General features: G+C 38.8%; 14 protein-coding genes. 4 read left to right on the top strand and 10 right to left on the bottom strand.

What is annotated here, in order from left to right:
• The first annotated feature begins 28 nt into the window (after positions 1 to 28).
• From ruvC to ppnP, 3 genes are all read left to right on the top strand, one after another.
• Positions 29 to 508 (top strand): crossover junction endodeoxyribonuclease RuvC, encoded by a 480-nt coding sequence (ruvC, locus tag FCU45_RS00265; protein WP_137011123.1) that lies wholly within the window; start codon positions 29 to 31, stop codon positions 506 to 508.
• Positions 509 to 581: 73 nt separating this feature from the next.
• A complete protein-coding gene (locus tag FCU45_RS00260; RefSeq protein WP_137011121.1) occupies positions 582 to 1,547 on the top strand; it encodes a DUF438 domain-containing protein in 966 nt (321 codons plus the stop codon).
• A gap of 43 nt (positions 1,548 to 1,590) precedes the next feature.
• On the top strand, positions 1,591 to 1,902 hold the full coding sequence (gene ppnP, locus FCU45_RS00255; RefSeq protein ID WP_137011119.1) for a pyrimidine/purine nucleoside phosphorylase: 312 nt from the start codon (positions 1,591 to 1,593) through the stop codon (positions 1,900 to 1,902).
• A 14-nt stretch (positions 1,903 to 1,916) separates the two neighbouring features.
• On the opposite strand, the gene FCU45_RS00250 is transcribed toward ppnP, so the two are convergent.
• The 6 genes from FCU45_RS00250 to purB form a co-directional block, all read right to left on the bottom strand.
• Positions 1,917 to 3,194 carry a citrate synthase gene (locus tag FCU45_RS00250; RefSeq protein ID WP_137011117.1) on the bottom strand — a complete coding sequence of 426 codons (1,278 nt, stop codon included), beginning with the start codon at positions 3,192 to 3,194 and terminating at the stop codon, positions 1,917 to 1,919.
• A gap of 34 nt (positions 3,195 to 3,228) precedes the next feature.
• Entirely contained in the window at positions 3,229 to 3,651 is a 423-nt protein-coding gene (gene trxC, locus FCU45_RS00245) for a thioredoxin TrxC (RefSeq protein ID WP_137011115.1), read from the bottom strand.
• Positions 3,652 to 3,665: 14 nt separating this feature from the next.
• Positions 3,666 to 5,051 carry a Do family serine endopeptidase gene (locus FCU45_RS00240; RefSeq protein WP_137011113.1) on the bottom strand — a complete coding sequence of 462 codons (1,386 nt, stop codon included), beginning with the start codon at positions 5,049 to 5,051 and terminating at the stop codon, positions 3,666 to 3,668.
• 90 nt (positions 5,052 to 5,141) lie between these two features.
• On the bottom strand, positions 5,142 to 5,507 hold the full coding sequence (locus FCU45_RS00235) for a hypothetical protein (protein WP_137011111.1): 366 nt from the start codon (positions 5,505 to 5,507) through the stop codon (positions 5,142 to 5,144).
• Between the two features lies 1 nt (position 5,508).
• Positions 5,509 to 7,872, bottom strand: a complete 2,364-nt coding sequence (locus tag FCU45_RS00230) for a ribonucleoside-diphosphate reductase subunit alpha (RefSeq protein WP_246032215.1) — start codon at positions 7,870 to 7,872, stop codon at positions 5,509 to 5,511.
• A gap of 98 nt (positions 7,873 to 7,970) precedes the next feature.
• On the bottom strand, positions 7,971 to 9,302 hold the full coding sequence (gene purB / locus FCU45_RS00225; RefSeq protein WP_137011108.1) for an adenylosuccinate lyase: 1,332 nt from the start codon (positions 9,300 to 9,302) through the stop codon (positions 7,971 to 7,973).
• 104 nt (positions 9,303 to 9,406) lie between these two features.
• On the opposite strand from purB, the gene FCU45_RS00220 reads away from it, so the two are divergent.
• Positions 9,407 to 10,324, top strand: coding sequence for an RluA family pseudouridine synthase (locus tag FCU45_RS00220; RefSeq protein ID WP_137011106.1), 918 nt, complete (start codon positions 9,407 to 9,409; stop codon positions 10,322 to 10,324).
• A gap of 423 nt (positions 10,325 to 10,747) precedes the next feature.
• Here FCU45_RS00220 and FCU45_RS00215 read toward each other — a convergent pair whose 3' ends face one another.
• The 4 genes from FCU45_RS00215 to hisF all read right to left on the bottom strand — a co-directional run bounded on the left by FCU45_RS00215 (position 10,748) and on the right by hisF (position 13,513).
• Positions 10,748 to 10,987 carry a hypothetical protein gene (locus FCU45_RS00215; RefSeq protein WP_137011104.1) on the bottom strand — a complete coding sequence of 80 codons (240 nt, stop codon included), beginning with the start codon at positions 10,985 to 10,987 and terminating at the stop codon, positions 10,748 to 10,750.
• Positions 10,988 to 11,124: 137 nt separating this feature from the next.
• A complete protein-coding gene (gene rlmN / locus FCU45_RS00210) occupies positions 11,125 to 12,213 on the bottom strand; it encodes a dual-specificity RNA methyltransferase RlmN (RefSeq protein WP_137011102.1) in 1,089 nt (362 codons plus the stop codon).
• Positions 12,210 to 12,755: a phosphorylase family protein gene (locus tag FCU45_RS00205; RefSeq protein WP_137011100.1), complete on the bottom strand. Its 546-nt coding sequence runs from the start codon at positions 12,753 to 12,755 to the stop codon at positions 12,210 to 12,212. The genes rlmN and FCU45_RS00205 overlap by 4 nt, the downstream gene beginning before the upstream one ends.
• A complete protein-coding gene (gene hisF / locus FCU45_RS00200) occupies positions 12,755 to 13,513 on the bottom strand; it encodes an imidazole glycerol phosphate synthase subunit HisF (protein ID WP_137011098.1) in 759 nt (252 codons plus the stop codon). Before hisF ends, FCU45_RS00205 begins: the two co-directional genes overlap by 1 nt.
• Positions 13,514 to 13,699: the final 186 nt, after the last annotated feature.

Below are 13,699 nucleotides of genomic sequence, written 5' to 3'. Positions count from 1 at the left end.
ACGAAAATATGACGCTAATAGGATAGAGATGATTATTTTAGGAATAGATCCCGGAACAAGAAATATGGGTTACGCTCTTATCTCTTTGGAAAAAGGCAAAATTGCACTTGTGGAAGCGGGACTTATAAAAATAAAAGCCGAAGAGCTGCAGTTTCAGATACCCCAGATGGTAGAGGCGTTCGAGAGCATATTTAAAAATCATAAGATAGATGAAGTCGCTTTAGAAGATATCTTTTATGCACACAATCCAAAAACAACGATCAAACTGGCACAATTTCGCGGAGCCATTATGCTTATGCTTCTCCAACAGTTCGGTCAGTTCAACGAATATACGGCACTTCAAGTCAAAAAAGCGCTTACGGGAAACGGAAAAGCGACAAAGGAGCAGGTGGCGTTTATGGCTAAGAGACTTTTAAATATAAAAAAAGAGATCAAGCCGCTTGATATAACAGACGCCATCGCAGTTGCCATAACACACTCCCAAAGAGTCAGACTAAAACTGCAATAATCTCCCCTCTTGTTATAAATCAAAGAGTAAAAATTTTAAAACTGTATAATTTTTCTAAAAATCAAGGAAAATTATGAATCCATATGCAAATCTGCCAGAAGGTCACCCTGTAAGAGTTTATCTAGAAGAAAATATGTTAATTAGGGGACTTATCTCAAGCATTAACAGTATTGATATAGTAGAAAATTTTGAAGAGTTTGAAGAGAAGTTTAAAAAACTCTGTCTTGTTGAGAAACATTTTGCAAGAAAAGAGAACCAGCTTTTTCCATATCTTGAGAAGTATGGCTGGACGAGCCCGTCGCAAAATATGTGGGCTTTTCATGACGATATCAGAGCAGAGATAAAAGCTGCAAGAGCTTTGGTTGAAGAGAAAAATATGCCTTCCCTTATGCAGCAGCTGCAGAGAGTTTTTGGCTCTTTAGAGCATATTATGCAGGTTGAAGAGGGAAGGCTTCTTCCAAACGCACTAAGTATGCTTGATGAGGAGGATTGGAAAGAGATGCGTTCAGGTGATGAGGAGATAGGTTGGATGTTCGACACTCCGCCTGCTGCTTATCCTGCGCATGTAGAGGGTGAATATATACATCCGTCTCAGGATAAACAGAAGAGAAAACTCCCTTTCTCTCTTGAGAATAGAATTAGTCTTGAAGAGGGATATATGCTGCCGGAGCAGATCAATTGGCTGCTAAAGTTTATGCCTGTCGATATCACCTATGTCGATGAGAATGACATTGTTATCTTCTATAACCGCGGAGATGAGAGGGTATTTCCCAGAAGTGCCGGAATTATAGGCCGTGAGGTAAAATTTTGTCACCCTCCAAAGTCCGTAGATCAGGTTTTAATGATCTTACGTGAGTTTAAGGCGGGTCGCAGGGATGAAGCTGAGTTTTGGATAACCTTTAAAGGCAAATTTATTCACATCAGATATTTTGCCATCAGAGATGATGAGGGCAACTACAAAGGCGTTATAGAAGTATCCCAAGATGTGACACATATAAGACAGCTTGAGGGTCAGCAGAGATTACTCGATTGGGAATAATTTAGTTACAATGGCGATATTATAAAATAAGGAGATTTGATTAATGTCATATTTAAATAATGCAAATATAAAAAAAAAAGCGAACATCTACCATGATGGAAAAGTAACAAGCAGAACCGTTGAGTTTGCAGACGGCAGTGTGAAATCACTTGGAATTATGTTGCCTGGCGAATACACTTTTGGAACAAAAGAGGCTGAGATAATGGAGATGATGAGCGGAGAGTTGGATGTAAAACTTCCAGGTGAAGATTGGAAAACACTTAGTACTCCTGAGAGCTTCAATGTTCCTGCAAACTCATCGTTCGATCTGAGAGTTAAGACAGTAACAGATTACTGCTGTTCATATATTAAATAGTTTTAAACTCCGGATCAATACTCCGGAGTTCTCTCTTTTGGACCTCTATATAACTGTCTAGGTCTAGCAATTTTTACGCTTTTTTGCTGATTTAGTTCGCTCCACTGTGCGATCCATCCCGGTGTTCTTCCTATAACAAAAATAACCGCGAACATCTCTTTTGGAATTTTAAGTGCCTGAAGAATAAGCCCTGAGTAAAAATCGATATTCGGGTATAGATTGCGGCTGACAAAATATTCATCGCTTAAAGCGATCTGCTCTATCTTATTTGCTACATCAACAAGCTCACTGCTAATGCCGAGCTCACTCATAAGTTCGTTACGTATATTTTTTAAAATGGTAGCTCGCGGGTCAAAGTTTTTATAGACACGATGTCCAAAGCCCATAAGTCTAAAGGGGTCATCTTTATCTTTGGCTTTTGCTATAAACTCATCTACTCTATCAACACTTCCGATCATCTCAAGCTGACGTATAACGCTCTCATTTGCTCCGCCGTGGCTTCTTCCCCATAGAGCGCCAATGCCAGCACTGATAGCGGCATAAGGGTGCGCATTTGTAGAAGCTAAGTTTCTAACCGCGGTAGTCGAGGCATTCTGCTCATGGTCCGCATGAAGAGTAAAGATGGTGTCCAATGCTTTTATCTCTATAGGTTTTAACTCGATGTAGTTATGAGGATAGGAGCGCATCATATAGAGGAAATTCTCTGTAAAACCTTTGTTTATATCCGGGTATATGATAGGCAGCCCGTTTGAGTATCTATATGAAAAAGCTGCAAGTGTAGGGATCTTTGCGACAATTCTGTTTGCCATTTCGCTGTACTCTTTCTCATCTTTTATATTTAAATGGTCAAAGTAAAAAGTAGAGAGCGCAGAAACTCCCGCCGAAAGAATCGCCATAGGGTGTGCGGCATCCGGAAAAGAGTCAAATAGTTTTTTTACTCCTTCATGTACGAATGAGCGTTTTTTCATCTCCAGCGCAAAATCATCAAGTTCACTCTTACTAGGAAGCTCACCGTTTATAAGAAGATAAGCAGTATCTAAAAAGCTTTTTTGAGTTGCAAGATAAGCTATATCGTAGCCTCTGTACATAAGTTTTCCCGCTTCGCCGTCTATATATGTTATGTCGGATTTGCATGATGCCGTAGAGGTATAACCCTCATCATAGGTAAACATGTTAGTCTCTTTGTAGAGTGTTGAGATGTCTATAACCGATGGACCAACGGTTGCGTCGAGTATGGGAAGCTCATAACTCTTGCCGTTACGATTGTTTGTTAGTGTTACCGTGTCTTTCATACTATATACCCCTTTAGTTTTGATGATAATTATACTATAGAAATTGCGCAACCGTTTTGTTTAGTGCCGCCTCATCCAAAGCACCAGAGACTCTGTGAACCTCTTTTGCATCTTTAAAGACGATGATCGTCGGAATGCTTCTTATGCCGAACCTTGCACCGAGACTTTGTTCATTTTCGGTATTTACCTTTGCATAGAGCGCTTTGAGCGGAAAATTTGCCGCGCTTTTTTCAAAACTTGGCGCCATCATCTTACATGGTCCGCACCAAGGTGCCCAAAAATCTACTATAACTGGAATATCGCTATTTACAACAACTTCGTCAAAATCACTGTTAGTCAGTTCGATCGGCTTTGTATCCAGAAGCGAACTCTTACATTTTCCGCAATTGGCTTTTTTGTAAGAGTCTCTCTGTGGAACATTGTTAACACTTTTACAAACGGGACAAACTACTCTCATTTTAACTCCTTAAATTATAGAACAGTGGCAAAGATGCCGCCTCTTCTATAGATGAAAAATCTTTTTTTACTTTCTGTCGCAGTAACATTTTTGAAATCTTCTAAATTTGCTATCTCTCTATTTTCTATCTGAATTATAATGTCACCCTTTCTTATTCCAGAACCAAATGCTTCGCTGCTTTGATCTACATCTTCAACAAGTATACCTTCAATTTTAAGGTTTTGTTGCTGTTTATATGCAGAAGTTATCTCGGAGAGCTTCATCCCTTTATACTCAAACTCACCCGCAATAACTTTGCCCTCTAACGTGGTAAGAGTCACGTTTACAATATCTATCTTCTTGTCTCTTAAAAATTTTATATTTACAACTCTTTGCGGAGCGAAAGAGCCTATAGTGTTTTTAAGCTCGCTTGCACTCTCGATCTTTTTGCCGTTTACAGAGATGATAAGATCGCCTCTTTTAAGTCCGGCTTTTTGGGCAGGAGAGTTCTCCTCCACTCCTGTGATAAGTGCGCCGAAGTTATCATCATAAAAGCTGCTCATATCTTCACTGACGTCTGCTATGGTAACACCAAGATATGCACGTGTAAATTTGCCGCTATCTATCAGACTTGTCGCTATCGAGGTTACCATATTTGAGGGTATCGCAAAACCGATGCCGACATTTCCGCCCGATTTTGAGATAATAGCCGAGTTTATTCCTATGAGATGTCCTGCAGAGTTAATAAGCGCTCCGCCAGAATTGCCGGGGTTTATAGAGGCATCTGTTTGGATAAAATCTTCATACTCTACTATTCCAACACCGCTTCTGCCTGTAGCTGAAACTATCCCTTGTGTTATTGTCTCGCCTACTCCAAAGGGATTTCCAAGAGCAAAGACGATATCGCCTACCTTTACTTTGTCCGAGTCATAAAAAGTTACTGCATTTAGGTTTTTTGCCTCGATCTTAATAACAGCCAAATCACTCTTCTCATCTTTTCCTATGAGTTTTGCCTCATACTCTTTTTTATCTCCCGCCAGATTTACTATGATCTCATCTGCGCCGTCAATGACATGGTTGTTGGTAACTATATATCCATCTTTTGAGACAATTACGCCTGAGCCAAGTGACTTTTGGATCCTCTCTTGCGGAATATCTCCGTAGCCTTTGAAGAACTCTCTAAAAAACGGATCGTTAAAGAATGGATTTGCGCTGTAGAGATTTCCTTTTATCTCCTTTTTTATAGAGATATTCACAATGCTTGTTCTAACGTTTTCGAGGATGTTGTTATAGGAGAGTATCTGGTTTTGTGTTGTTGGAAACTCTCTATCAATATTTTTTGGAGCATATTTAAACTCTACGCCTTCTTTTGCATAAACAAATGTTAGCGTCAATGCAAACAGTAAAAATAGTTTTTTCATTTTGAGGTCCTTTTAGTTTTTTGTAGTTGACAAAATTTTATAACTAAATGGTTTATGAACTGCTAACGGGGGAGTAATGAAAAGTAAATGTTAAAAAGCGCCTTGCGAATATTTTATAGAATCAGCTTTTATGTAGCAGAGGGAGTCTGTTATGTTAGAGAGAGTGTTATAGCTGCCTATGCCAAAGGCAAAGAGGTCGTTTTGAGATGTTATGGTTATTCCCTCACCCATATCTATATGAGGAAGTTTTGAACTCTGCGGCAGCAGGGCATCGCTAACACCATCAAATTCAAGATCAACTGTTATCCAGTCAAATCCTCTAGCGCTGTCTTGAGCTGCTAGAGTAATTTTAACGCTGTTTGGAGACAAGATATCTATAGATCTGAACTCGGAGTCTACAAAACGTCCAAATCTGTCTAAAAAGGTATCTATCTCTTTTTTTAGCAGCGGTCTCATCCTATTGACAACCTACGCACTCCATACTTCTGTCTTCAACATCGCTTGCCATCTCAGGAGATTGTGAACGGAGATAGTATGTAGATTTAAGTCCCAGCTTCCAAGCAAGCATATATATCTCGTTTAGATACTTTCCGCTTGCCTTATCGAGCGTTATAAAGATGTTAAGACTTTGACCTTGGTCCAGCCACTTTTGACGAATAGCAGCTGCTTTAATAAGAACCGTCTGGTTTAGATCGTACGCAGGAGTGTAGTACGCCCAAGTATCAGGAGAGAGTTCAGGAACGACAACCGGAATAAGTCCAGAGAGATTCTCTTCATACCACTTTCTTTTAAACACCGGTTCTATAGCTTGCGTAGTACCTGTTAGGATAGAGATAGAACTTGTAGGTGCGACTGCCATTAGATAGCCGTTTCTCATTCCCTGCTTTTTAACTTTAGCACGAAGCTCTTCCCACTCATAAGCAGATGCAAAAAGTCCGCCGCGGTCAACAAGTTTTTTGACCTCTGTATTGGCATGATCCATAGGCATAATGCCTTTGCTCCATTTAGAACCATCGTACTCTGGATATGAGCCTTTTTCGAGTGCTATGTCGCTAGATGCAGAGATAGCGTTAAAGCTGACAGACTCTAAAAGCTCATCTATCTTGTCAAAATGATCTTGGCTTCCCCAAGAGATACCTTTTTGTGCAAGCATCTGTGCTTCACCCATAACACCAAGACCGATCGCGCGAGTCTTCATGTTAGTGCGTTTTACTTTTTCAAGAGGATAGAAGTTAAGGTCTATAACATTATCAAGCGCACGAATTGCGATAGGGACGATTCTGTCAATGTCCTCTTTTGTATTGATTCTAGAGAGGTTGACCGAAGCCAGATTACAAACTGCGGTGTCGCCGTCTATCTTCTCTTTTTCTACCATATATATTTCACGTCCGCCAATAGCGTCAAGTGCTGTTACTTTTTTAGCAGGCTTCTCTAAGCCGCTGTCAACTTTGATGATCTCTTCCTCTTCATAACTAACGCTATCACCATTTTCAAAAATGAACTTTATCTTGTAGTGGTTAGGGTTTGTGTTTTGAAAGATCTCCGTACAGAGGTTAGAACTTCTTATAACTCCTGTATGGCTGTTAGGGTTTGCACGGTTTGCGTTGTCTTTAAAACATAAGAAAGGGCTGCCGCTCTCAAAGTATGATGTTAGTATTTTTTTCCAAAGCTGTTTAGCTTTTACTTTCTCTTTTATTATGCTCTCATCTTTTTCAAACTCTTCATACTTTTTGTTAAACTCTTCGCCGTAGAGAAGTGTCAGCTCTTTACAATCGTAAGGGTCAAAAAGCGTCCAGATGCCATCCTCTTGAACTCTCTGCATAAAGAGGTCGTTTATCCAGAGCGCAGGGAAAAGGTCATGGGCACGGCGGCGCTCCTCGCCTGAGTTCTTTTTAAGATCCAAAAAGTCGTTCACATCTATGTGCCAAGGTTCCATATAGACAGCGATAGCACCTTTTCTCGTACCAAGTTGGTCAACCGCTACTGCGATGTCGTTCGTGATCTTTAGAAACGGTATTGTTCCGCCTGCGGCATTTTTATGTCCGTCTATGTAAGAGCCCATTGAACGAACGTTCGTCCAATCCCAGCCGATACCTCCGCCGAATTTCGAAAGAAGCGCCATCTCTTTATATGAGTCAAAGATCCCTTCAATGTTGTCGGGAGTTGAACCGATGTAGCATGAGCTAAGCTGATGTCTAGGTGTTCTTGCATTACTTAGAGTAGGTGTTGCAAGCATAACCTCAAATTTGGAGATCATGTCATAAAACTTTATAGCCCACTCTTCTTTTTTCTCTTCTCTTTGAGCCAAGAACATAGATATCGCCATAAACATATGTTGAGGAAGTTCGATCGGGTTAGAGTTTCTATCTTTTATGAGGTATCTGTCATAGAGTGTTTTAACACCAAGATAGTTAAACTGCATATCGCGCTCAGGCTTTATATGTTTTTCCAGTTCATCAAGGTTGTACATCTCTTTTAGCCCAAGAAGAACTTTTCCCTCTTTTTCACATCTCTGGAAATACTCTTTTAGAGATGAGTACCCTGTATATCCGTTTACCTGATGGTAGAGGTTGAAGAGAAAGAGTCTTGAAGCGACAAAGGTCCAGTTTGGAGCGTCTATGTCTATCTTATCGACTGCAGTTTTGATGAGTGTCTGCTGTATCTCTTTTGATGTTATGCCGTCGCGGAACTGTATCTGCGCATCAACTTCAAGTTCACTTTGAGAAACATTATCCAGATCTTTTACCGCCGCGGATGTATACTTTTGTATCTTTGTAATATCCAGCGGTTCTGTTCTGCCGTTTCTTTTTATAATTGTTATCATATTAACTTCCTAAGTCATACAAACGGTGTTGCATTTGTAATTTTGATCTTTTCATACTTTGTTATGCTAAATGAATATTAGCAGAATTTTGTCATTTATTTAATAAAAACTCTAGCAAATATTTTATCTACATTTTTAGTGTAGTAATCATAGTTGAAACATTCACGAATTGCCTCTTCGCTTAGACTCTCTCTTAGCTCCTCATCTGCCAAAAGGTGGTTAAGATAGAGCGACTCACCTTTTTCGTTCGTGGTAGGTTTGCCCTGCTGTATCTCCTCCCATACCTTCATCGCATTTCTCTGTACGATCCTGTATGCATCTTCACGGCTGATACCTTTTAAAGGAAGTTCCAAAAGAACTCTTTGAGAGAATACAAGCCCGCCTGTAAGATTTAGGTTTTTCATCATATTTTCAGGATAGACCGTCAGGTTTGCTATAACGTTATTCATACGGTGAAGCATAAAATCACTTGTTATAAACGAGTCAGGCAGCCAGAATCTCTCAGTCGAAGAGTGCGAGATATCTCTCTCGTGCCATAGTGCTACATTCTCCATAGCAGGCATTGCATAAGCTCTGATCATTCTGGCAAGACCTGTTATGTTTTCTGTTAGTATCGGGTTGCGCTTATGCGGCATTGCCGATGAGCCTTTTTGACCCTTTGCAAAATACTCTTCACACTCGTAAACTTCAGTTCTTTGCCAGTGGCGGACTTGAACCGCAAACTTCTCAATAGAGCTTGCCATAAGAGCTAACGCGGTAGCAAGTCTTGCGTATCTGTCTCTCTGTATTACTTGATTAGATGCAGGTGCAGGTTTTAGTCCTAGCTCTTCACATGTATACTCTTCAAGCTCTAAGGGAGCGTGAGCAAAGTTGCCCATTGCTCCGCTAACTTGTCCAACACTTATAACATCAAGTGTTTGTTCAAGATTCTCCAAATGTCTTGTCATCTCATCGTACCAAACAGCTAACACAAGACCGAATGTTATAGGCTCTCCATGTATGCCATGGCTTCTTCCAACCATAAGAGTCATCTTATGTTCCATCGCCCTTTTTTTGATAGACTCCATCAGCATCTTTACATCTTCTATGATCAACTCCAGAGAGCTTTTCATCTGAAGTGCAACTGCTGTATCAACAGTATCAGAACTTGTCATGCCGTAGTGGAACCATCTACTCTCTTCACCCAGTGTTTCAGATACGCTTGTCGTAAAAGCTATAAGGTCATGACGTGTTACAGCCTCTATCTCATCTATTCTTTTAATATCGAATCCGGCGTTGTCAATAATTTTCTTGGCATCTTCATCGGGAATAAGTCCCAATCTGTTCCATGCCTTGACAACAGCTTTTTCTACATCGAGCCAAGCCTGATATTTTGCCTGCATTGTCCATTTGGAACTCATCTCTTCTCTTGCGTATCTTTCGATCATATATATTGCCTTTGTGTGGTTATTGTCTTATGTTGTTTGTGTTAAAATTCGCACAATTAAAAGTGCTTTATTTTACATAATCTAGACTTACAAAGGATTAAAATTTGCCATTTGTTTTGAAAAAAATGTTTGTTAAGCAAAAGCAGAGGGCTTTTGTTTTTCTTATAAGAGAACTGGGCTATACACAAAAAGAGGCACAGCGTTTTATAGCCAAAGGACGTTTGCTTATTAACGGCGAAATAATGGACGTCTCATCCAGAGAGATCGAAGGTGAAATAGAGTTTATAACTTTTGAACCTCTCACAAAAGGTTTAAAAGCATATGCAGAGTATGAGAACTTTGTAGTATTCGATAAACCAAGCGGAATGCTTATCCATCCTCAAAATAGATATACACCCTACTCTCTTATAGATGAGCTAAAAGCTCAATACGGCAGAGATGCAAACATCGCCCATAGAATAGATCAGGAGACGAGCGGATTGGTTCTGTGTGCCAGAGACAAAAAGAGCGAGATAGATCTAAAGATGATGTTTCAAGAGAGAGAGATGAAAAAGAGATATCTGGCAATGGTTCATGGAGAGCTAAAGGATGAGCTTAAAATAGATGCTCCTCTGCTTAGATATGATGATGAAAAGAGTGCACTTATAAGAATGGTAGTAAAAGTAGATGAGAGCGGTAAAGAGTCACTGACATACGTAAAGCCTCTGAAATACTTTCCCGAGCTTAATACTACTCTCGTAGAGTGTTCTCCGCACACGGGAAGACAACATCAGATCAGAGTGCATTTGTTTCATGTGAAACATCCTATAGTCGGTGATCCTGTTTATGGACAAAGCGAAGAGTATATAGTTAAGTATCTGGATAGAGAGCTTGATAGAGAGATAAGAGTTAAAATGAGCGGTGCTAAAAGATTGCTTCTTCATGCCAATGAGTTAGAGTTTGAGTTTAATGGCAAAACATATAATATAAAAAGCAGTATTGATTTTGAAAAAGTCTGTTTAGAGAACATGAGGCTTACTTAGGATTTTATAGCAATATATATAGCTATAAATTTTACTATGTGAATAACTATTTGTATCTTTCAAAGACATTTTTAATAATTATATAACAGCTTTTGCTTTTATTATCAAATGCCCCTAAAATAGGGAGTTTGAGCAATATGTAAAAATTAAGAATTCAGCGATTTTTTATATAAATTAATTCTTAAAGAAGAAGAAAATTTTAAAATTTGTTCTATGTTATAACTCGCTATATTCACACATTAGAACAATGTGTGAATAGTACACATTTGCAGTAAATTTATAATAATTTTTTATGATAAAATTTTTTTTAAGAATGTAATTAATTTTTTTATGAGTTATTTATATATGTAGGGTATCATTATGCTTATAAACGACCTCCCTGGTGTGTTGGTCGTTTTGTTATTTAGATTTTAGCATCTTTGATCATACAGAGTTGTATCTTTTGATGATCTTTTTAACGCGGTTCTTTAGGTTTTTTAGAGCTTCCGTACTTGTCTCACCATCTGCAGTCAGATTTTCAAAACTTCCGTCAAATTGTGCTTTTGCTATCCAGCCTATTTTCTTATGAAATTTTACACCGACAAAAACTATGCCGCCGAAGTGATCCTCACAAAGTTGATAAATTCTCTTTATTCTGTCTGAATTTGTTTTTTTATAAGCCATTACTCTCTCCTTTAGTAGATTACAGTTGAAATGATAACATTTTTAGTCATCTTTTGTCGCGGCTTTAATAAAGCCAATAACTCCTACTGCAAAAACAGCTACCAAAAACACAATTTGAAATATCTCTACATAACCCATTATTCTCTACCTTTTGTTTTAGCCTTGCTAAATTCATCTTGTTCTTTTAGTTGACCGCAAGCAGCGCTTATATCTATGCCCTTAGAATCACGAATAGTGCATAAAAGTCCATGGTTAACCAGATACTCCTGAAAAGCTATCATATCGCTTTTATCGGGTCTTTCATACTCTGTTCCCGGATATGGGTTAAAATAGATAAGGTTTACCTTCGCTTTTATGCCAGAGAGAAGTTTAATTAGTTTTTTTGCCGATGCTATATCATCATTTTTATTTTTAATGACCAGATACTCAAACATAACTCTTTTTCTGGTGTCAATCGGAAAGCGTTTAACCGCTTCTATAATAGAAGAGATATTATGCGCTTTGTTCATGGGAATTAGCTCGGTTCTTAGTTCGTCATCGACTGCATGAAGTGAAATGGCTATATGAACGCCAAGATCCATCTCTCCAAGCTTGTCTATCTTGCTGCTAAGACCGCTTGTTGATACTGTTTGTCTTTTGCCTGATATTGAGAGCCCGTCACTCTCTTTGAAAATCTCTATGGCACGCGCTAGATTCTCAAGATTGTCAAGCGGTTCACCCATTCCCATATAGACGATATTTATCATTCTGTTGTGTTTATGGTCATTATCTCTCTTAAGGGCTACAACCTGCGCTACTATCTCCCCTGCGGTCAGATCTCTTGTAAAACCGCCTTTTGCTGTTAGACAGAACGCACAACCTACTTTACAACCCACTTGCGTAGATACACAGATGGTATATTTTGCTTCTTGTATCACTTCTCCGGCTTCATCTGTAAGCGTTTCTTTCATCTTTAGCCATACTGCTTCTACTGTTTTGCCGTCTTGAAGTTCAAAAAGGTACTTTATAGTGCCATCGCTTGAGATCTCTTTTTTTACAATTTTGAGAGGATTTACAACATACTTTTCTGAGAGCTCATATTTGAGCGCTTTTGGTATATTGCTCATCTCATCATAACTTTGAGCGTAGTTGTGATAAAGCCAACCGTAGATCTGTTTTGCTCTAAAAGATGGTTTTACGATCTCTTGAAGCTCTTTTAGTCTAAAATCAAGAAGTGATTGTTTCATCTGCTAGTCAGCTCCTTGATTCTTTTTTTTACGTGAATCTCTAGAATTTTTTTTGCTTCTTCATGGTTTTTTAAAAAATCTTCATGAGCATTTTTGTTAGTGTAGTTAGTAATGCAAAACACTCCGCCTGCAGGAATATCAAACTCTTGAGCAACTTTTAAAACAGCGAAAAACTCCATATTTTCTATGCCTACGTCTAGTTTTAGAAACTTTTTACTTAGCTCTTCATTTGTTGAAATATAGTTTGACGAGTTGACTATAACATCTCTTTTTGTTTGGTCTGTGTTAGTAGAGACCACATTGTCCAAAGGGGTGTATGCATCATTATTTAAAAAAGCAAGCTCTATATTTGAAGCCGTTTTTGACTCTACAATGTCAAATATTTTATGCTCTCCATAACTCCCTGCACTTCCTATAAAGAGTAAAAACTCAGGTTTGTCGAAGAGGCAGAGCCTTGTAAGATTTATGGCTGACTCTATCAGCCCTACTCCCATCGGAGTTGCAAAATCAAAGGTCTCGTTGTTTCCTGCGCATATTATCATTAGAGTCTTACCGGTATATTGTTATCGTGTAGATAGCGTTTTAGATCCATTATGTCGATCTCTTTATAGTGAAAGATGCTTGCTGCCAGTGCCGCATCTGCACCGTGCAAAAATGCCTCTTTTATATGCTCCATACTCCCTGCTCCACCGCTTGCAATAACTGGGACATTAACGGCACGGCTAATTTGTTCGGTTATGTTTAGCTCAAATCCAGCCTTTGTTCCGTCTGCATCCATTGAGGTCAAAAGGATCTCACCGCTTCCGCGATCAACTACCTCTTTAGCCCACTCCACTGCATCTATACCTGTATCTACTCGACCGCCGTTTAGGTATACATTATATCTGTTACCAGTTTTTTTAACATCTATAGCAGTGACTATACATTGAGAGCCAAATCTTTTTGCACCCTTGTTTATAAGCTCAGGTCTTTTGATCGCAGCGGAGTTTACGCTTACTTTGTCACACCCGACATTTAGCAGTTTATATATGTCTTCGAGTTTTCTTATCCCGCCGCCTACTGTCAGAGGTATAAAGATTTCACGAGCAACTTCTGCGACAATATCTACAATTGTGTCGCGGTTGTCGCTAGATGCAGTTATATCTAAAAATGTGATCTCATCTGCACCCTCTTCGTTATATCTCTTTGCAACTTCAACAGGATCTCCTGCATCTTTAAGACCGACAAAATTAACGCCTTTAACAACGCGTCCATCTTTTACGTCTAGACACGGAATAATTCTTTTTGCAAAATAGTTCAAAATTCTACCTTGTGGGTTAAAAAGTACCCTTATATAATATAGTGAAATTATACACATAATGGCTTATAGTTAGTTTTGGTACTTTTAATGTTTCACATGAAACATAACTATTCGTCTGTAGTTATAATTATTATATAAATAGATAATAATAGTTTTTAACTATATATTCAGTTTTAAAAAAGTACT

The sequence above is a fragment of the Sulfurimonas crateris genome (assembly GCF_005217605.1).
Taxonomy (GTDB): Bacteria; Campylobacterota; Campylobacteria; order Campylobacterales; family Sulfurimonadaceae; genus Sulfurimonas; species Sulfurimonas crateris.
This window is presented reverse-complemented; position numbering and strand designations above follow the sequence as displayed.